Origin of the sequence: Novosphingobium sp. ZW T3_23 (assembly GCF_044987305.1) — a bacterium.
Lineage (GTDB): Bacteria > Pseudomonadota > Alphaproteobacteria > Sphingomonadales > Sphingomonadaceae > Novosphingobium.
Window position 1 is genome coordinate 67,730 of sequence record NZ_JBJDRF010000009.1, and the last position, 19,105, is coordinate 86,834.

The following is a 19,105-nucleotide window of genomic DNA, read 5'->3' on the forward strand; positions in this document are numbered from 1 at the left end:
ACACCTGTTTCCTCAAAATCGCTACACTTTCGGCCTGCACGAGCGCTGCTCCAGCCTTGAGAAAGCAGGGTGAGGCGCTGAGCCTTCAACTTAGCGCGGCGCCTCACCCTGCCTAGCACAATGGCAGTTCAGAAAACCTCGGACCCGGCGCTCTGCGCCGGGCCCCCTCATTTCTGCGCTCGTGACGCTTCAATTCAAGGCTCCATCGTTGAGCCTGTCGAATCAAATCGACAGTCACTCAAATCGATCCCGGCAAGAATCTCAGACGGCGCCACCTCCAAGCTGGCTGCCAAAGAGAATAGGACATTCATTGAAATGTTCAGTTCGCCCCGCTCGATGCGGCCATATCTAGCGCGCTCGATATTCGCGAATTGCGCGAAGCGCTCCTGAGAAATCCCCTTGGCCTCACGGAGGCTGCGGATTGTTGCTGCGAGTTTCTTCTGGGCCTCGGTGTACACTCGGCCGTTCAACGAAATACTTGCTTTCCGGGCAACGCCAGATATAGCGACGTCATATATAACGCACCCGGACTGCAACTCAGTTTCGTTGGTTCGTCGACCACTTTTCGTTGTGACTAGCAGTCTATTAGAGTTGTCAGGCGTACCGGAGCGCCGTCCCCCAAGCGAGGCAGTGGACGGCAGAGTTCATCCGACGCGCATTCAAGGCAACATTGATAGCAAATGCGGAAGGACGAGATTTGTTTTCCGTTTTCGTGCCCCCCTTTCCGACTACCGTCACGGGCAGGCGAACTTGCAGGACCAGGTCGTGAAATTTGCGACGATCTTCTGTGAGGACCGGGACTCTCTCTTCGCGCCAGACCGGATCAAATCATATTATCCAGGTGCAAAAATTGGACTCCTGTCTTTCCGCAAAAGCCCTGCCTTTATTGTGAAGGAGATCTGCTGGGGAACGCTCGACGATGCGGGAACGATGACCACTGGAACCGTCACCATTCTGTGGCGCGAAGGGGACACCGATGGTCCCGGAGAATCAGAGAAACAGAGACTCTACGCTATTGCCGCTCGTACGCTGAATAGGCGGTTGCGAGGGGTGATCGTCGAAAAAACTGACTTTCGTCCGAGGAAGAGCACCGAAACCATTTTCTATGAGGAAGCGCGAATCAAGCCGACCTGGATTCGTGCAGGTAGTGCAGCTTATTCTCTCCTCGATGAGCTGAAGATCGAAGTTGCGACGGGTGGAGGGTTCCGACCTTTCCTCCATCAACGACAGGAAGACTCAGGCGAGGAATGGATTGAATCCCGACTCAAGGCGTATCACCGCCTTCGGGAGTTCCACCGACGCTACAGTTGCCAAGATTTGGAGCCGTCTTCGAGGCAGGAAAAACCTCCCAAACGATATAAGGACAAAATTCCAGGATGATGGTCGTGACGATCGAAATATGGCCGGGCGGCGAGGAGAACGAAGCCTTCGAAATCGGCCGGATGGAAATCGCCAATATGACCGCTTCCGGCCATGTGTGTGACTATTCGGCCCGCATTACCCAAGAAGAAGAGATCCTGCTCATGGTGCCCGCCCTCGACAAGGCCATATCCGTCAAAGCTCATTCTCGTCGCGCAGGACCATGGAAGCTTGTAAAGCGGGTTCTCGACCAGGCTTTCCCCGGGATCTAGCCTCAGGACCTCAGTGATTGCCGCCTAGGTTGTGAGAGGTTTCCATCTCCCGCTTTGCTTGGCGATATAGAGCCCGACGTTCAGCTTCGCTTTGCATCGGGGCGACCAGACTGAATGGGTTCCCGCCCCTAAGTTCGCGACCGCGGGCGCTGTCTTCGAGCAAAAGCTCAATTACAGCCTCCAAGGGACGGCGTCTCAGTACAAAGCACCAAAGCCGCGTGGCGGCATTTTGCAGCCGCTGGCATTCAAGTTGATTGAGCGCCTTGGGGATCAGAGTGGGATCTGACACAATAAGATCTGCGTGTCTCCGAGCGTGCAGCAGGCTGAGCCGGTCGGAAACTTCATGGGCGTAGGGCTGACGTGGTCCTTGCATTTGAGTCGGTGCCGTTGGCTGAAATGGGTCGATGGGAAAGCCTGCGAGCTCTCCGATCCTGACCGCCAGCTTGCTGACCGCATCCACATCAAGGCTCATTTCGCGGACGAACGCTTCGCGCAATTCGGGTCGGATTTCCGTGAAGAAGGCAAAAACAGCCCCGTCGATTTGATACGCGACGTGCTGTTCTATGATTTTGTCGGCCAATTGCTGGGGGCTATAGTCGCGGCCATAGGAAGCGTTGACGGTCGTCATGATTTTGCGCGCCATCGCCTGAAAATCAGGTGCCGTCTCGGGGACGTCGGCATCATTCGCGACAGGAGTGTTGGTCATCGTTCCGAAGGTCCGCTCTTGGCGCCATTCGTGCAAATCAGCATCATGCCTCAACCAAGGCGTTGTATCTAGCCATGATTTCCGCTCTGGTACTTCACATCATCGGCTCCGGTAATTCGTGCAAACTCAGGCTCCAACTGCCTATTTCATGCGAAAAGTTGTCTCGCCGTCAGCAGTGCTCGTTGCGCCGATGACACGTAGATCACGAAAGGCCGGACTGATCTGCAACGCGGCGCTACGCCGATCCCCTTGATCGACAAGCACATCGAGAATGCACAGTAGTTTTCGCCCAAGCGCGAGCGGCAGCGGTGACGCGCGGTCGGCGATATCCTGAACGCGTGCAGCGATCCTAGCGGCGATCATCGTGCCACGCCAGCGCGCGCTCGGGTCTGCCCGTGCTGATAGTGCAGCGAGAATAGCATCGGCAAAGGCCTCGGCAGGGAAGTTCTCACGGGCACGCTCGGCAAGCGTGAGGAAGTCCTCCATCACTGTCGGCGCCCATCCCGCGGTGCGCACGAAACGATTGACTGTCGGGAGTATAAACTCGATGTCGGACCAATCGCCGTTTGAGAAGCGGTGAGCGAGTGCCGCTTTCTCGACCCCGACGAACATCAGCCACTGGGCGAGCTGGGGCATCGAAAATCCGGTCATCTCCCCGGCGCGGTATCCGGTTCGTGTGAACGTCGGCGCGGCTAGCAGGCGGTCGAGCGAACGTTCAAGCACGACCGGGGTGACCGGCGCGACCTCAGGACTGTCCAGCACGTGCTGGCAGGCGAATGAGATAAACAGCGGCGTGAGCAGGTCGAAGCAGGTTTCCTCCTCGGCAACGTCACAGATGGGCCCAATGAAGGCTACTGCCGCATGTCGCGGATTAATCAGGCCGACCAGTGCTCCAAGCACGCCACCGAACCGGTAGGTCCATTCCGAGACGTTCGCCTTCTGGATGTCCCGCGCGCGCGCGGCCCAGGCGGGTGCCCGCCGGTCGATCGTCCATGCGAGCATAGCCTCGCAGAACGAGACGAATGGATGCTCGAAGCCTGCGGCGAGGATCGCCGCCTTTGGCTGCTTGGCCAGTATCTCGCCGGCGCGGTCCGACCGCCACCATCCGTCTGCGGCTCGCCAGTGTGTCGACGCCGTCCCATCCTCATCTTCTCCGTTGGGCAGCCTATCTAAGCGCCGCCGGTCCTTGGCCTCTGTGGCCGTCCATGGTGCCGGCGGGAGCGGGAGCGCTGCAGATTCGAGATCGAGCTTGGACAGAGCTGCGTGGAGCTTACGCTGCCGTATCTCGTTGCCAGCGTTGGGATCATGAATCGAGTGTGCGCCGATGTCTCCAGGCGCAACGATGCAAAGGTCAAGCGCGAGCCCAAGCCCAACCCAGCACACCTGTGGCGCCACATCCCAGAGAGAGGCGAGCAGGACCGAAGTCGCCATTCCGACGTTGTCGAGTGGATGGATCAGCGTAGCGAGCAAATCGGTCGCGTGCCGTCTGAAATCGGGCTCGCGGCGCAGGTCGGCCGCCGCGGCCCGCGCAACGAAGATGACGTGGTGCCACGCGACGATCCCGACGGACGACCAGAGCGGCCCGCCTTCCTCGGCGCAATTGGCGGCACGCGCTAGCACCTCCCGTGCCCATCCGGCCTCCGGCCCCGTCGGTGCGAATGCGACGACGATCGCCGCGGTCCCCGCGACCGCGCCCCGTCGGATCGAGGCTTGGTCGTCGCCCGCAGCCGGCTCGAAGAGCGTCCCATCGTCGAGAGATTTGGCGTTCGCGACACCCTGTTCGATCGACATTGAGGCCGCAACCCGGTTCTCCTCGAACGACTTCTCGGCCCAGTGGGCCAAGGCGAAGGCCTTCAGGTGTTCTTGGCCCTCCTCCAACCGCTCGCGGACGCCCGGCTCCTGGATGATCGGGTTTACCATGACGATCGCTTGCCGCTCAGGCTGGTCGGGCGCGTCCACCAATCGGTAGTGGGCGAGATCTCCCCAAGCCGCGTGGGTCCTCGCCTGCTCAACCGCCTGGTCCCGCGCGCCGGGATGGCTGCGCTCCTCCTCGAGCTCGAAGTCCGGGGCATCAGTGAAAGCCTTAATAGAGTCGCGGACCCGCTGCGCGGCCGCAGCGTCGACCTGCAGGACATGGAGGGCGGCCAAGCGCCGAATCTCCTGCGAGCGGACGGGAAGAGTATTGAGTGCCTCGACGGCCATTGCGTCCTTGCGGTGGTGCTCCTGCCAGAACCCGATCTGGCTCGACGTCCGGACGCTCGGTTCCTGGACGAAACGCTGGATATCCGCCCGCCATAGGCGTTGAGTGGTGACGAGAGCCTCGTTTACCTGCGTAACCGCCGGGTTAACTAGCGCCACATGGAGGGCGATCCCGAGCGCCGCGATTGAGTCGTTGCCGCGAACAATCCGCTCGATCAGCGCGTCGCCGTCGGCGCCAGCATCGATCTGTTCGAGTGCCCACTTGTCGAGTGTGAGGTAGGCGGAAGCAAGTGGCTTCGGTGCCCAAAGTCCGCGACTCCAGAGGTATTCTCGGACACCGCCCCAAAACATCTGACGTCCCCAGGGGAAGTCAACCTCGATCGGCACCGGCGTGCCGCTGCTGGGCTGGAGCCGGTGGAGTTGGCGCCACGCCTCCATGGCGTGATTGGACATCAAACGCACAACCCTCAGCGCCTCATTCGGCGCGTTCTCGAACAGAGCCTCGAAAGGCTGGTGTAGCGGTGACGCGGGGAAGTAGCCGAACGAATCTCGTTCGATGGAGAGCGCTTCCCAATCCCAGCGTTCCGGGCCCCAGTATCCCAAGCTGGGGCTCGAAAGGCTCATCTGCTCGCTCCAGTCGAGGCTTTCCTCGGGGCGACTTCGCAGTTCTTCCCGGTATTCCGCCGACTGCCTCTCCTCCTCGAGACGGCGGCGCCGGTGGTCCTCCGGCAGTTCGCGTCGGAGGTGGTTTAGCGTAAACTCCGCGAGTTCAGCCGGCAGGGCCTGCGAAAGCAACGGCGCGAACGCCATGATGTCCTCGAACGCCTTGGACGAGGCCGGGCGTTCGCGCCCGAACTGGCCGAGATAGGCCGCCACCCGCTCGGGTTCGGTCCGGCCAGCGCGGAGCAGCAGGCGTCGCAGCGCACCCTCGAACTCATCGGCATTTTCGACGTCGTCCCACGGGTCGGCCGCTTCCTTCTCGTCGCGCCGCTGGAACCGCCCCATGCGCTCGTGACGTTGTTCGAGCTCCGAGAGCCAGTCGGCCGCGTGTCCGACGATCATCGTCGAAATCAGATTGGGGGAGTCCGCGATAGCATTCTGCCACACCTCGAAAAGGGTCAGGACCTGGGGAAGCAACCGGTGGGGAATTTCGCCTAATCGCACGTCCAGGTATCTAAGAAATCGCATCCAAAGTCGAAAGTCGTCGGGCCAACCTAGCCGGTCTGCCGCCCGCATCCGCACGTCGCGATCGGCGATGTCCCCGACGGAACCGTCCAGCACACTTGGATTGGGGACGGTGTGCTGCGCTTGGAACCATACCAGCGCGGACCGCAAGAGCACGTGGTCGCCTGAGTTGACGGCGACCTCGAAGTCTGCCGAACGCGAGATGAAGTCTGGTAGTCCTAGGGGCGCGAGGAGCCAAAGGCGGCGCCATTGGCTGCGAAGTTCAGAGCCCGACAGAGGGGTCAAGGCCTCCCTCCATGCGTTCGGGTCAGCCACGAACATGGCCTGCGCGCGCAATTCGACGGAACGCCCGATTACTGGAGGCTCGCCCGCCGACCGCAGGTCGTCTAACCAGCGCGGTCCGGCGCCGACTAGCGCCTGTGCGAACGACCATTCGAAGAAAATGTCATGTGCGAAACGCACGAAGTGCCCGTCGCCGGCGTCTTCGAGCACTCCATCGTTCGCGAGCTCCTCGACCGGCGCGAGCAGCGAAGCCTCAAGCGCCTCCAAGGAGACCGGAGCGTCGGGCTGCAGAGCGCGGAGCCGGACTAACCGCAACAGCGCTCGCTGGCGAAGGCGCGCCTCGGTCCCTTGGGCGTCGAATCCGCCGCGCGACCACCACCGGGACATCAGCTCGATCTCAGACTGCGGCGTCGTCCCGGACGCGAGATCGGGATCGTCCAGCACCTTCGCGAAGAACGGCCTGCGCACGAGCGTTCGGACGGGTTCGGGACCAAACAGCAGCGTCCGCAGCGCAGGCCTTGCCACCGCCAGTGCCTCCGCCTCCTCGTCGCCGAGCACGCCGACGTCGATCGAAGTCATCCGGCCACCGTCGAATAAGCGTGGCAGCCAAGTGCGTACCGGTTCAACGCCAGAGTCCCTGAGCGTCGCCAGCACACGCCAGCCCGAAAGTTCTGGCTGCGCCTCCAGCGCCGCGAGGAGATCGACCACTATTCCGCGCTGCGCTCTGTCGATGCGGTCGAGGCCGTCAATGAACAACGTCGGGGTGCCAACTGTGGCGATCTCACGGAGCAGAGGGATCGGATCGCGCTGCACCAAGCCGAGCGCGTTCGCGTATTGCGTCCAGCTACCGCCGGTCAAACGGTCGGCTTTGAGCAGCAGCGCCGGCCCGCGAGACAGCGCCGCCTCTACCTCGCGGCGCAGCATCACCGACTTGCCGGCTCCGGGAAGTCCACGAAGCGTGACGAGTTGACGATCCGCTAGCGCCGTCGCCACCATATTCCGCAAATTCGCGCGGTCGAGCGTCGCATCGCCGATCCGATCGAGGATGCTCGCCGCGGCTGACCTCACCTCGACCATGAGGGCATCCAAGTCTGCGGCGAGAACTAGATCTGTGTCGAGCCTGAACCACGGCGAGACGTCGAGCCTTAGCGCGCCCCGATTCCACGATCGCGCCGTGCCGGCCCCTCGCCGCGCCATGCCGCGCAACCGCTCGACGAGCGCGACGGCCTGACTGGCTTGACCGGAAGCAAGAGCTTGCTCAGCCAGCGCGATCGTCATTGGGTCGTCGGTGGCACCTTCATGCAAAGCGTCGAACCTGATCAGGACAAAGTGGGATAGCAGCGCATGCATCGCCTCGACGGTCGCTGGCCTGCCGAGCTCCGCGGTGATCTTCTGGAGGTCATTCAAGACGGTGCGGTGGTCTTTCGATGCACTTCCGCCGGGTGCGAACCTTACCGCGAAGTCAGCGGACGTGGCGCTGTCCGCGGCGAACTTGGCGAGCGCCACCAAGTCGCGCCACTTGCCGACGGCGGTCGATGGCCCAACCGCCGCGCCGACGCGGTCCACCCGCTTGCGGAAGTCGGGCTTGTCGATCGTCTCCCAGCTGTCGCGCACGATGTCGCGGAAGTCCTTATTCGCCGCGGCCGCGCTGATGGTGATCTCTTGCTTAACCTGCAGGCTCAGGCGCGCCACCGACCCGTCCGGTGCCTCGCCGTCGACGATAACGTCGTCGAGTGGCTCACCAGCATCCCGTTGCTCTAGAGCCACGCGGATCACCCTCCGTTCGGCTAAGCCCGCTGCGCCGGACCCAAGCAGCAACGCCGCGAGGTAACGCGTTGCTATCTGATCCGCGAAGGTGAAGCCGGCGCCGCCGGCGAGTTCAGGGGATTGCGTCATATGATTTCAATTACATGGATAGGGAGACTTGATCGAGGGTTCGCACCCCCAGAATGCTCATCCGTCTAGTTTGCCTGTTTATCCGGCACATGGGCTCACCTATCAACCGCGTGCAGGAGCTTACTTTCGGAGTGACGATGCGGACAAACGCATTCGGCACGCGTCACGCCGTTGGCCGTGCAAACACCGGTTTCACAAGGCGCGCTGCGCATCCAAGTGCTGCAAATCAGATGAAGCTTGCGGTCGCCGCTGCCCGGCCGCGAAGATCCCCGCCCGCCAGCGATCGTTTCCTCCGGCCGAGCCCCGTCAGCGGCACGGTTCACGCGCCCGGACGTGCACAGGAGGACGATGCCGAAGGCTGGCGGCCATCTTCAGCCCTCAAACCCTGCGGGAAAGAAAAACCAAAAATCACCAGATAGAAAAGTTGCGGACGAAACATACCGAGGGCAGTTTCAGATCGTGAAACATCATTATGTCCCTCAATTTCTTCTGCGGCGGTGGACCACTGAAACAGGCCGATTGCACTGTTTCTCCGTCCGAAACGGGCGTCTCGTCTGTAGCGAGCGTGCGCCCGAATATACGGGATTTGAGAAGGATCTGTACGGAATCCTGGCAAATGCGCTTGGCGTGGGCGAGGATCACTTAGAGAAGCGGTTCTTCGGTCCGATCGACAGCAATGCGGCAAGGGTTCTCGACAAGCTCGAACAGCACGCAGTGCTGACCGAGGATGAACAGATCGCATGGACGTTTTTCCTGAGTTCGCTTCGGGTTCGGCAACCCGATGTTCTCAGATTTCTCCGGAATGAAGGGATGAGGCGGTTGAGGGCGACGTTAGCCGCACGTGACAGGGAAACGCTGCTCGAGGGTTGGCCGACGACCGAGGAATGGTTCAATCGCAATCATCCCGGCGTGATGGAGGCCATGGCCCTGACAAACTGGCTCCCGAAGATGATCCTGCACGACGGGGTTATGGACGCTTTTGCTAGTATGCGATGGTGGCTTCGCGAGTTCGATGCGGATCAGCCGGCGCTTCTACTTTCAGATTTGCCGATACACTGGGAAGGCGGCTTTACCAGCGAAGAGTTCATGATCCAGTTGCCGCTCGGCCCGCGCCGCGCCTTCTTTGGCGCGCGGTCTGCAGAGACAGAGCAAATATTGGATCGCATTCCGCCGGCCGAGCTGATCAGACGGGTCAATCTCACAACCGTCGCGGCGGCCGCTGACCGCATCTGGGCCTGTGAGCGGGCCGATGCGGCAGCATTTATCGAGGCCAATCTCGACAAGATCGGTGTGAACGTCGTGGCTTTCGATACCCTGGCTCCAGCCTTCGCGGTCGATCTGTGACGCGGCTGTCCAAGAAGGATGAGGAGCGTCGGAACCTCGACGCCTATCTTGCTGCGGCCGCTATCTCGGTCGACGACAGCAAGGTCGACCAAGCTGAGCGGCCCGATTTCCTTCTTCGCGTCGACGGCGTGCTAGTTGGTGTCGAGGTGACGGATTATCACGTTGCCGGCAGTCGTCGCGAGGTCGAGGAGCATTGGGCGTCCCTCCGGCAGTGGCCAATGGTGCTCAACGATTTTCCCCGGCACCGGCGTGTCGATTTGAATTTCAGGGCGCTGAAAGTGCCGTCGCGCCGCGAGACGCATGATTTCGTCGCACAGGTGTTCACGATCACCGCTGGCGCGGATTGGCTGCATAGGTCCGTCCATTTTCAGTGAAGTTTGGTTCAGCCTGAATGACCTGGATAAACTCATGGATTGTATCTGGCGTGATGACTTCATGTTCATGGCCATTGAGATTGGCGTAGAAAAGCGAAAAATGAGCGCCTTCGCCCTTATGGAGCAACAGCACTTGCTCCATCTGCTCAGGAGTGAGGCCCGCTGGAGCCTCGACGGCGCTCTCGCTCGATACCTCAACGTTACGCTTTTTAGAAAATGGCCACACGTGCATTACCCCCATTTGAAAGCCAAGCTTACAGTGCGCGCCTTAATCATTTACCACTATGCTATGTCGGGACGGGATTGCCTTCAGGCTGCGTCCCGCAAGGCTCTCACTGGCGGCTGTTGATGCTGCCTCGCGCACCAAAGATCATAGTTGGCCTGCAATGCCACCCAAGCGCGCGCGGTGCTAACCCCCGCCTGCTCAAGCCGCAGCGCCAAGTCGGGGCTGATGCCAGCCTTCCCGTTCAGCACTCGCGACAAAGCAACTCGCGACATTGCAAGCCGTTCTGCCGCCTCGGTGACAGACAAACCCAAAGGCGCGATCACTTCGTCCTTGAGAGTTTTGCCGGGATGGGGAGGATTTTGCATCATGGTCATGTCCTCAATAGCCCTGATAATCTACAAGTTCAGCATCGGACCGACAAAGCGGAATGTAATGCGCCAATTACTATTCACCAAATCGACCATTGGCCATTCAAGTTGCCTTGAGAGGGCAACTTTAAGGATGGAAATGGCAGGTCATCCAGACCACCTGAACTTCCAATAATCCGAGGATTTTGCGAATTTTCTGAGCATGATTGTCTTGGATACCACGCGTCGATCCGGTTCCACAAAAAGTTTCAAGTCCCTTATGTCGAAATCCGATAATTATGCATCGGTGTTACGTGTAATGAAACGGGAAGCAATATCCGAGCGGGAGTGATCGGCCGAACGGATGTTCAGCGGAAATGCAACATGTCCGCCCATCTCATCCATCTGTGGCTGACGCTATTCGATCGGGGGAAGCTCACCAACGAGGAAGCCGAAGCTTTATGAAGACGCTGAAAATTGAGGAGGTTTACATCACCGGCTACGAGACCTTTGCCGATGTCGCCGAGCGACTCTCGGTCTTCATCGAACGCGTCTACAGTACTCAGGCGATTGCATGCTTGGTCTAGCTTGTATGTTTCCTCGATTCCCGGGTCAGTGGCAATCAACACGCTGTGGTTACTTCGGAACCTCACGATTAATTTTCTGCAAGCCTTCGTAACAGGTGCAAAAAAATTGTTACATTTCGACTGAACCCTGCCATTAAAACATGGCAGTCGTTGATCGACTGGAGTATTCGGGGGGGGGGTATGAAGATCGCGTATTATGATCGCAATGCTGAGCTCGCGTTGTTTCGCGAGCGGCGAGTCAGCCGCCAGCGCCTTCTCGACGGCTAATTAGCCGCTGACGTCGCGCTTTCGAAAAGCGCGTCACCCACGCTCAGGCAGATGCGACCACGTGCCTGAGCGATTCTATTGTGGTTTGCTCGGCTTGGCGGATGGGCAGTCCTCGTTACCATGTATCTTCGTATGTACGGCAAAGTTGCGTTTGCCACAGTTCTGCTCGTGCCATTCCAGGGGCTCCATGCGGCTTCTGGGAGAGGAATGCGCGCGTCCATCGCTTTGGCCGGATTCGACTTGCCAGTGACGACTGACACCATGGCCACAGGTGACCAACAACCCAACGACAGCCTCGCAGCAGCCATCGTGCAAGCCTATGTCTCCAATCCCTCGCTTGCCGCTACCCGCTACGATCTGCGCGCAACCGATGACGAACTTGGCCTCGCACTCGCCCGAGCACGGATCACCATCGACCTTCAGGTTTCGGGTCAGTATGACCTGACGCTGCCGGGGCGCGCGACGCAAGCTTCCCGGCCCCTTGTCGACCGGCTCAACGATCCCACCATCGAACATCACAGCCTTGCCTCCAGCCTCATTGCCGAGCAACCGCTCTATACCGGGGGCCGGGTCAGTAACGCTGTCGCCGGCGCTCGCGCAAGCATCGATGCGGGGCGGGAGGCCTTGCGCGGCGACGAAGGCGACATGCTGGTCAACCTGATTGCCGCGTATAGCGATGTGCGCCGAAACAAGCGAGTCGTCGCCATCCGCAAGACCAACGTCGAAGTCCTCGCCAAGATGCTCGACGAAGTGGCGGCAAGACGCGAAGCAGGTGAACTGACCCGAACCGATATAGCGCAGGCAGAGACCCAGCTGCAAGCGGCCCAGGTCCAGCTCGACGGTGCTTTGGCTGAGCTTGAATCCAGTCGCGCGACTTTTGCTACTATCGTCGGAAGAGAACCCGGCATCCTGGCCCAGCCCCCGGCTCTGCCGGGATTGCCGCAGACGATCGATGAGGCTTTTGCGGGTGCGGAGGAAGCGAACCCGGACCTTCGGCAAGCCATCGCGCAGGACAAGGCATCGCAGGCGCAGATCGCAGTCGCCAAAGCCGAAGGTCGCCCCAGCCTGTCGCTGCAGGGTGTGGCCGGCACGAACGGCGAGGCCGTACCTTTCCACCACCGCGATCAGGACGTGACCTTCACCGGGCGGGCGACGCTTAAGATCCCGCTGATCGCCGGGGGGCGTATCCGCTCCATGGTGGCTCAGGCCCAAAACCGCGAAAGCGCCGATCGTCTGCGTATCGTCGCAACCCGGCGGCAGGTGGCGCAAACTATCATCAATGCCTGGAACCAGTGGATCACCGCCGAGCGCAACGTCGCAACCCAAAATGTCCAGTTGAAGGCCGCGCGGGTCTATTATGACGGCACGTTCGAGGAATACCGTGAGGGCCTGCGCTCGACCTTCGACGTGCTCTACGCACAGAATTCCCTTCGCGAGACGGAAATCGCCGTACTGACGAGCGAGCGCGACAGCTATGTCGCGCAGGCCTACCTGCTTCGACAACTTGGCCAACTTGAGGCGGGACGCCTAGTTCAAGGCGCCGCGACCTATGACCCTGCCGCCTATACTCGGAGGGCTGAGAACCGCAGCGGCGTACCATGGGGCGTTGCCGTGCGCGCGATAGACAGCATCGCCGCGCCTGGCAGCAAGCCCCAGCCCCAGCCCCTCTCGATGCCCGACAGCGCTGCGCCCGAACCCGTCCTCGCGCCTCCGACGTTTGCACGAGAGCGCCCACTCGCCACAAGCGCCCCCGCAACCTCTGACCTGAACGTTTCAACGGGGGCCAACCAATGAATGATATGCATAATTCTGAGTTGGCAGACGCTACGCTTTCGCGCGACGATAGCGGCCTGTTCGCATTCGCGACGGTCCTCGCGCTCCACCGGATCGCTGTAGATCCGCAGCAACTGCGCCATAGCCTCGGTCATGACCGCGCCATCGATGCCGACGATCTGAAGCGGCTTGCCAAGCGGCAAGACGAAGTGCGCGCCAAGTCGCTGCGCGCCACCTTCGACAAGCTTCGTCAAATGCCGCTTCCAGCGCTCGCCAACGGTCCTGCAGGGTGGTTCGTGATCGCCCGCGCAGCGAAAGATGAAGTGCTGATCCAGCCACCCTGCCATGCGGCGGACGGCATGCAGCCTCAGATCATGAAGATCGACCGGGATGCGCTCGAGGCCATGTGGTTGGGCGAACTTCTGCTCCTTACTACCCGCGAAGGCGTCGGCGGTGTCAGCCGGGCTTTCGACGTGACATGGTTCATTCCCCAGATCGTCAAGTATCGCCGCCTGATAGGCGAGGTCCTGCTAGTCACGCTCGGGATAAACCTGCTAGGGCTCGCCTCACCGCTGTTCTTCCAGAACGTCATCGACAAGGTGCTGGTCCACAATACCCTCGACACCCTAACCATCCTGGTGATCGGGTTCGGCGTCGTGTCGGTCTGGGAGACCGCCTTCGGATGGCTGCGCACCCGCCTCTATTCCGAGACGAGCCAGAAGATCGACGTCGAGCTTGGTGCAAAGCTTTTCCGACATCTCCTCGGGCTCAACCTGTCGTACTTCGAGGCGAGGCGCGTCGGCAACATCGCCATGCGCGTGCGCCAACTGGAGACGATCCGCGAGTTTCTCACCAACGCCTCGCTGACGGTCCTCATCGATCCGATCTTTACGGTCATCTTCCTGATCGTAATGTGGTTTTACTCGACCCAGCTATTCCTCATTACCGTTCTGACAATTCCTTGCTACATCGCTGTCGCCGTTTTCATCACGGGACCGCTGCGCGCGCGGATCGAGGAGAAGTTCGAACGCTCGGCGGCTAATAATGCCCTGCTCATCGAGAGCATCGGCGGCATCCAGACCGTCAAGTCTGGCGCCGTGGAACCGCAATGGCAGGATCGCTGGGAGCGCCAGCTCGCCGGCTACAGCTTCGCATCGCAAAAGGTCATCAATCTCGGGAATACCGGCAGCCAGCTGATCCAGCTGATCTCCAAGATCAACATGGTGCTGATCCTCTATTTCGGTGCGCGCGCGGTGATCGACAAGGACATGACGGTCGGCGCTCTCGTCGCCTTCAATATGTTCGCCCAGAGGGTGTCAGGTCCGGTCATCCGCATGGCCCAGCTCTGGCAGGACTTCCAGCAGGTGCGCATTGCCATCGAGCGCCTCGGCGACGTGCTGAACCAGCCCGTCGAGCCCGGCACGGGTAGCCGCGTCGCACTACCGCAGCTCAAAGGCGCCGTCGCCTTCGAGGGCGTCAAGTTCCGCTATGGTCTGGACGGTCCCTGGACGCTTGATGATATCGATCTGATCGTGCCTGCCGGTTCAACGCTGGGCATCGTCGGGTCGTCCGGCTCGGGCAAATCGACGCTCACCAAGCTTTTGCAGCGTCTCTACGTGCCGGCCGCAGGCCGGGTTACGATCGATGGGGTCGATATCGCCCAAATTGACCCGGCCTGGCTGCGGCGTCAGATCGGTGTCGTGCTGCAGGAGAACCTCCTGTTCAGCCGGACGATCCGGGAAAACATTGCGCTCTCCAATCCGGCCATGCCGATCGAGAAGGTCATGGCCGCGGCTGAGCTTGCCGGCGCACATGAATTCATCGTCAAGCTGCCGCAAGGCTACGATACGCTTGTCGAGGAGCGCGGCACCAATCTGTCCGGCGGGCAGCGGCAGCGTCTCGCGATTGCACGTGCCCTCGTCAATCAGCCGCGCATCCTCATTCTTGATGAGGCCACCAGCGCTCTCGATGCCGAGAGCGAAGAGATCATCCAGCGCAACCTCAAGGCGATGGCGGCGGGACGTACCGTGATCATCATCGCCCATCGTCTCTCTGCCGTCCGGCAATGCGATACCCTTATCGCCCTTGAAGCAGGCCGGATCGTCGAGCGCGGCAACCACGAAGAGCTTCTACGGGTGAACGGTCGCTATGCCGACCTGCACCGCCGACAGAGCGGAGGGATCGTCGCATGAGCGCCTGGGGCCATCATTGGGACGTGCTGCGCGAGGCGCTGCGGGCCGAGAAGGAGCGGGCGAAGAATTTTGTTCCGACGCGGGAGGCCGATTTTCTGCCGGCAGCGCTCGAAGTCGCAGAGCGTCCGGTGTCGCCGACCGCGCGGGTCACGGCATGGGTGCTGCTAGGCGGCCTTGCCATCACGATTGCTTGGACGGTGTTCGGGCGGGTGGATGTCGTGGCCTCGGCGCCAGGAAGTCTCATCCCGACCGGGAACACCAAGCTTGTCCAGTCGCCGGGACAGGGCGTCGTCAGGACGATCTACGTCCGGAACGGCGACGTGGTGCATAAGGGCCAGGCGCTGCTCGACCTTGACCCCACGCTTACAGGGGCAGACCTTGCCCAGGCCGAGAAGGCGCTGGCTTCGGCGGAGCTGGACATTGCCCGCAATCGCGCCATTGCCGATGCCTTTTCCGGTAAAGGGCTTCACTTTGTAGCGCCGCCTGGAACGTCTCCCGAGATTGCCGAGACCCAGCGCCGTTTGATCGCAGCACAACTCGCGGAAATCGAGGCGACTACGGCCAGCCTGTCCTCTGCCCGTCGCTCGGCGCTTTCGGATGCGGAATCGGCGCGTGCGCAGGTGGCCAGGCTGTCGGATACTGTTCCTATTCTCGACCGACAGATCGAACGTATGAGCTGGCTTGATGCCAAAGGATATGCACCGGGCCAGCGCCTTTTGGAATTGCAAAGGCAGAGGCGCCAGGAAGCTGGCGATCGGGATGTGGCAGTCACTCAGATTAGTCGTGGACTTGCTGAAGCTGGGAAACTCGAGCAGCAAAGCCGTGAGGCGCGCGAACAGGCGCGTCATACCGCACTGGCAGATCTCGCCAAGGCAGAGGCCGACGCCATCTTACGACACGAGGAAGTGACCAAAGCGCGGCAAATGAGCCGGTTTCAGCGTCTTGTTTCGCCGGTCGACGGTACTGTGCAGCAGTTGGACGCTCATACTGTGGGCGGTGTCGTGGAAGCGGCAAAGCCGCTGATGGCAGTCGTTCCTAGCCGAGGCGGAATTGAAGTCGAAGTAAAAATTCTCAATAAAGATGTGGGTTTTGTCCGCGCCGGACAGGATGCCGCTGTAAAACTAGAAGCGTTCCCATTCACGCGTTATGGCACTGTACCGGGAAGAGTGCGCTCGATTAGTCGGGATGCCGTCCAGGATAAAGATTTAGGGCTTGTCTACATTGCCACCATCACGCTGGCGAGAAACTTTATTAACGCGAACGGTTCTCGGTACGCGCTAACTCCTGGTCTGGCAGCAACGGTGGACGTCAAAACTGGGACAAGACGAATTATATCGTACCTTTTCAGTCCGCTTCAAAAGAGCATCCAGCAGGCAGGGCGAGAGCAGTGAGGTTAAGCTTCAGCGAAAGTCGTATGGCATCGCAAAACACGAGCGTGAGATGCCGGCTTGTCGCCGGTGTCGCCGCAGTCAGAGTTCTTCTGACGCTGCAGGCCTGCGCGAGCAGAACCAGCTTCATGGGCGGTCCCATCGCTGCGGGACTATTCGCGAATGCATTCCTTAAGCATAAGAATCGGGTTCGAGAACCGCTGCAAGCTATCTTATAAGCACCTTAATATTGAGCGTTTCTCAAGTAGGGAGGGAACTCTAGAAATCAAATCTTTTGAAACTCTAGGAGATTGCAATGGCTGCTGAAGACGAGGTAATAACTGTAACCGCTCACAGAATAGATGGTAGCGCAACCGGCGTAGTACCCTCCTGGTCCGTGAGTGCCGTTCATAGAAACATGGGCACCGGTCAATCTCGGCAAATTACGACGTCCTCCGGACTGAAGACAGATATAAAGCCGCTTGCTCCTAATGATTCTGTGAAATTAGTAGTCAATGTAGAAGGATCTACCTTAACTGTCGTTTTCACAAATTTAAACGGAAGAGACGTCCAAAAAACGTTCGCGAATTTTTTCTCTGTCATCACATCAGCTCTTGACGGAAGCCTCATGGCATCTGTCCAGCAAATCAAAAGCGATAGCCAACGAAATCTATTAACAACGTTCGTGGCCGAACTAACAGCAGACCTAGTCTCGGCTGCTGCAAACGGACGCTACCTAAATATTGCTGGCGATACTGCCATAGGCAATAATTATGGATTATATGGAGGAATTCGTTCCGGCGGAGTAGACATTGACGGTGATGGGCAACCAAATGCCTACCATACGATCAAAGTTGATCCCAATAAAATCGGATCTGGTGTGAATGAGCGCCTGAATACAACTCTATTGCACGAGTTATTTCATATGCTGGAAGGAGATGGAACTACGCTAGACGCCGACTACTCACGATTTGGAACGAATGAAGCAGGGCATACCACGGTATATGATCGCGCAGCTTCTAAAATCGCGAGGCTAGCTAATAAGAAGGAAATAGATCTAGCTACATTTGTGGACGGAGGTGTCATCCAAGGCATCAGCGGCACGGCGGCTGGAGAGCCTTTAAGCATGACTCCCGGTTATCGAGGTGCATTTATAGAAGGATATGCTGGAAATGATTACATATCCTCCTCTTTTTCGGCTAGCGTACTCGATGGTGGATTTGGTGATGACACGTATAGCATTATTGGAGGCGAAGGCAGAGTAGCTATATTTGACGATCAAGGATATGATACTATCGATTTCGGAGCATCTTTTAATAGAAGCCAGCTGGTGGTTAGGCTTGATAATGGGTGGGTTGAATTAGGGATAAATAGTAATAATATCTCCGATCCTTCAATAGGCGACCTTACAAACGTAGTCATCATGCCAGCAATCGACTACGCATCTAATCCAATAGAGCAGGTAAACATTGGAGGCCAGTCATTTTCGATGTCGAGTATAATGACCTCCGCCAATACCAAGCCATATTTGATATCTTTGAGCGAGTATTATGCTAAAAGCACATTCCGTGGCGGTTCATTGGGGCTTATAGCAGCTGCAGACCTTGACGGTGATGCCCTCACCTATAGCATAATCGACAAGCAAGGTTACGCTAGTGGTAGTTCATGGTCAATTACAAACGGCCAGTTGTATGTTAACGCAACAGCACCTAATGCTATGTCAAGGTCGACAATAACTGTACGTGTTAGCGATGGAAAATCTTTCTCAGATACTTCGCTCGACGTTATTTGGGCGCGTAAAAGTGATGTATCAACCGACTCGGCGCCGGCTAATGTCTTGTTGGCTGCAGGAAATATAGCAAGCGCTATGTCCACCTTTGAGGCCGGGTCGGAATTAAGCGATTATTCAGAAAATAGAGATCACTTTGCGGGATCGCCGCTGACATCCGGAGCCGTTTTAAGTGAATCCTTTCGGAAGGAATCGTCATGGTAAGGCCATTTTCATTTCGGCAGGCAAGCCAATTTATTTTGTTAATCACAACAATATTTTATTCTAATGGCTGCCTTGCACACGGCTCACTAACCTGGGATCGAGAAATAGCAAGGGACTTGCACATCGAGACCCGTGATACATCAGAACCTGACATGCTCAGATCAATATCGATGAATTCTCGTAAAAAAACTGCTGAAATTTGGAATTTCCGACGCATTGATAGTCAGAAGGCAAGTTTGGTTTTGACTATAGCCTCCTATGTCAACAGCAAATGGACGACAACATACAGCAAGAAAGCAGAGCTTAGCATTGAAAAATTTGACGCACTTCGCTCAAACGTTTTTAATATCATCATAGCATCTAGCGAAAATAAAAAAAGTGTGAATGACGGAATAAATAATACATTTGTATGCGCAGCAGATGAGCACGCTGCTATCGAAATTGTTTACGCGCTCCCCACGCCAATTTCTGTTTTACGAACTGATAACTGCAACGCAGATGATCCTGTCGTTGAAGCGCTAAAGATCATTAAATCTCAACTTAAAGTCGACGTCTAACATCGATCGAGTTTGACGTGACCCCCTGGTTTCCACCAGCGCGGATTAGAGCCGGGCAGCTTTGTTGCGCATGAGCGCGGGTTGAGCAATGGCCTGCGCAGCGGAGCCCGTAGGGCGTAGCGAAGGAGGCCATTGCTTATGCAGTTCAGCGGCGAAGGCCGCAGGGGTTTCGGACCGAT

General features: G+C 58.7%; 15 protein-coding genes and 1 pseudogene. 10 read left to right on the forward strand and 6 right to left on the reverse strand.

The window, feature by feature from the left end; genetic code table 11:
• Positions 1-194 precede the first annotated feature (194 nt).
• Entirely contained in the window at positions 195-458 is a 264-nt protein-coding gene (locus tag ACI3K3_RS07645; protein ID WP_404913012.1) for a helix-turn-helix domain-containing protein, read from the reverse strand.
• A 307-nt stretch (positions 459-765) separates the two neighbouring features.
• Between ACI3K3_RS07645 and ACI3K3_RS07650 the strand changes: the two genes are divergently transcribed.
• A complete protein-coding gene (locus ACI3K3_RS07650) occupies positions 766-1,380 on the forward strand; it encodes a hypothetical protein (protein WP_404913013.1) in 615 nt (204 codons plus the stop codon).
• Entirely contained in the window at positions 1,377-1,631 is a 255-nt protein-coding gene (locus ACI3K3_RS07655) for a hypothetical protein (RefSeq protein ID WP_404913014.1), read from the forward strand. The genes ACI3K3_RS07650 and ACI3K3_RS07655 overlap by 4 nt, the downstream gene beginning before the upstream one ends.
• Before the next feature lie 10 nt (positions 1,632-1,641).
• On the opposite strand, the gene ACI3K3_RS07660 is transcribed toward ACI3K3_RS07655, so the two are convergent.
• Both ACI3K3_RS07660 and ACI3K3_RS07665 read right to left on the reverse strand, forming a co-directional pair.
• Positions 1,642-2,337: a hypothetical protein gene (locus ACI3K3_RS07660; protein WP_404913015.1), complete on the reverse strand. Its 696-nt coding sequence runs from the start codon at positions 2,335-2,337 to the stop codon at positions 1,642-1,644.
• Positions 2,338-2,478: 141 nt separating this feature from the next.
• Entirely contained in the window at positions 2,479-7,899 is a 5,421-nt protein-coding gene (locus ACI3K3_RS07665; protein WP_404913016.1) for a hypothetical protein, read from the reverse strand.
• Positions 7,900-8,247: 348 nt separating this feature from the next.
• On the opposite strand from ACI3K3_RS07665, the gene ACI3K3_RS07670 reads away from it, so the two are divergent.
• Both ACI3K3_RS07670 and ACI3K3_RS07675 read left to right on the forward strand, forming a co-directional pair.
• A complete protein-coding gene (locus ACI3K3_RS07670; RefSeq protein WP_404913017.1) occupies positions 8,248-9,243 on the forward strand; it encodes a DUF4238 domain-containing protein in 996 nt (331 codons plus the stop codon).
• On the forward strand, positions 9,240-9,617 hold the full coding sequence (locus tag ACI3K3_RS07675; RefSeq protein ID WP_404913018.1) for a hypothetical protein: 378 nt from the start codon (positions 9,240-9,242) through the stop codon (positions 9,615-9,617). The genes ACI3K3_RS07670 and ACI3K3_RS07675 overlap by 4 nt, the downstream gene beginning before the upstream one ends.
• On the opposite strand, the gene ACI3K3_RS07680 is transcribed toward ACI3K3_RS07675, so the two are convergent.
• Positions 9,571-9,849: a hypothetical protein gene (locus ACI3K3_RS07680; protein WP_404913019.1), complete on the reverse strand. Its 279-nt coding sequence runs from the start codon at positions 9,847-9,849 to the stop codon at positions 9,571-9,573. The genes ACI3K3_RS07675 and ACI3K3_RS07680 overlap by 47 nt on opposite strands.
• 77 nt (positions 9,850-9,926) lie before the next feature.
• Positions 9,927-10,217 (reverse strand): HigA family addiction module antitoxin, encoded by a 291-nt coding sequence (locus ACI3K3_RS07685; protein WP_404913020.1) that lies wholly within the window; start codon positions 10,215-10,217, stop codon positions 9,927-9,929.
• Positions 10,218-10,651: 434 nt separating this feature from the next.
• Here ACI3K3_RS07685 and ACI3K3_RS07690 point away from each other — a divergent pair, with 434 nt between their 5' ends.
• From ACI3K3_RS07690 to ACI3K3_RS07715, 6 genes are all read left to right on the forward strand, one after another.
• Positions 10,652-10,777 (forward strand): hypothetical protein, encoded by a 126-nt coding sequence (locus tag ACI3K3_RS07690; protein WP_404913021.1) that lies wholly within the window; start codon positions 10,652-10,654, stop codon positions 10,775-10,777.
• A gap of 528 nt (positions 10,778-11,305) precedes the next feature.
• The gene (locus ACI3K3_RS07695; protein WP_404913022.1) at positions 11,306-12,838 is read left to right on the forward strand and encodes a TolC family protein; all 1,533 of its coding nucleotides are present in this window, start codon (positions 11,306-11,308) and stop codon (positions 12,836-12,838) included.
• 20 nt (positions 12,839-12,858) lie between these two features.
• Complete coding sequence (locus tag ACI3K3_RS07700) at positions 12,859-15,009, forward strand: type I secretion system permease/ATPase (RefSeq protein WP_404913023.1); 2,151 nt, start codon at positions 12,859-12,861, stop codon at positions 15,007-15,009.
• Positions 15,006-16,400, forward strand: coding sequence for an HlyD family type I secretion periplasmic adaptor subunit (locus ACI3K3_RS07705; protein ID WP_404913024.1), 1,395 nt, complete (start codon positions 15,006-15,008; stop codon positions 16,398-16,400). The genes ACI3K3_RS07700 and ACI3K3_RS07705 overlap by 4 nt, the downstream gene beginning before the upstream one ends.
• A gap of 292 nt (positions 16,401-16,692) precedes the next feature.
• On the forward strand, positions 16,693-18,369 hold the full coding sequence (locus ACI3K3_RS07710; RefSeq protein ID WP_404913025.1) for a hypothetical protein: 1,677 nt from the start codon (positions 16,693-16,695) through the stop codon (positions 18,367-18,369).
• Positions 18,363-18,926, forward strand: a complete 564-nt coding sequence (locus ACI3K3_RS07715) for a hypothetical protein (protein ID WP_404913026.1) — start codon at positions 18,363-18,365, stop codon at positions 18,924-18,926. Before ACI3K3_RS07710 ends, ACI3K3_RS07715 begins: the two co-directional genes overlap by 7 nt.
• Before the next feature lie 45 nt (positions 18,927-18,971).
• Here ACI3K3_RS07715 and ACI3K3_RS07720 read toward each other — a convergent pair.
• A pseudogene (locus ACI3K3_RS07720) lies at positions 18,972-19,097 on the reverse strand (IS3 family transposase); the annotation flags it as partial.
• Positions 19,098-19,105 lie beyond the last annotated feature (8 nt).

Excerpts from the sequence above, each read along its gene's own strand:
- ACI3K3_RS07665 (WP_404913016.1), bottom strand. The coding sequence starts at position 7,899 with ATGACGCAATCCCCTGAACTCGCCGGCGGCGCCGGCTTCACCTTCGCG.
- ACI3K3_RS07670 (WP_404913017.1), top strand. The coding sequence starts at position 8,248 with ATGCCGAAGGCTGGCGGCCATCTTCAGCCCTCAAACCCTGCGGGAAAG.
- ACI3K3_RS07660 (WP_404913015.1), bottom strand. The coding sequence starts at position 2,337 with ATGACCAACACTCCTGTCGCGAATGATGCCGACGTCCCCGAGACGGCA.
- ACI3K3_RS07695 (WP_404913022.1), top strand. The coding sequence starts at position 11,306 with ATGGCCACAGGTGACCAACAACCCAACGACAGCCTCGCAGCAGCCATC.
- ACI3K3_RS07715 (WP_404913026.1), top strand. The coding sequence starts at position 18,363 with ATGGTAAGGCCATTTTCATTTCGGCAGGCAAGCCAATTTATTTTGTTA.
- ACI3K3_RS07690 (WP_404913021.1), top strand. The coding sequence starts at position 10,652 with ATGAAGACGCTGAAAATTGAGGAGGTTTACATCACCGGCTACGAGACC.
- ACI3K3_RS07685 (WP_404913020.1), bottom strand. The coding sequence starts at position 10,217 with ATGACCATGATGCAAAATCCTCCCCATCCCGGCAAAACTCTCAAGGAC.
- ACI3K3_RS07680 (WP_404913019.1), bottom strand. The coding sequence starts at position 9,849 with ATGCACGTGTGGCCATTTTCTAAAAAGCGTAACGTTGAGGTATCGAGC.
- ACI3K3_RS07705 (WP_404913024.1), top strand. The coding sequence starts at position 15,006 with ATGAGCGCCTGGGGCCATCATTGGGACGTGCTGCGCGAGGCGCTGCGG.
- ACI3K3_RS07655 (WP_404913014.1), top strand. The coding sequence starts at position 1,377 with ATGATGGTCGTGACGATCGAAATATGGCCGGGCGGCGAGGAGAACGAA.
- ACI3K3_RS07710 (WP_404913025.1), top strand. The coding sequence starts at position 16,693 with ATGGCTGCTGAAGACGAGGTAATAACTGTAACCGCTCACAGAATAGAT.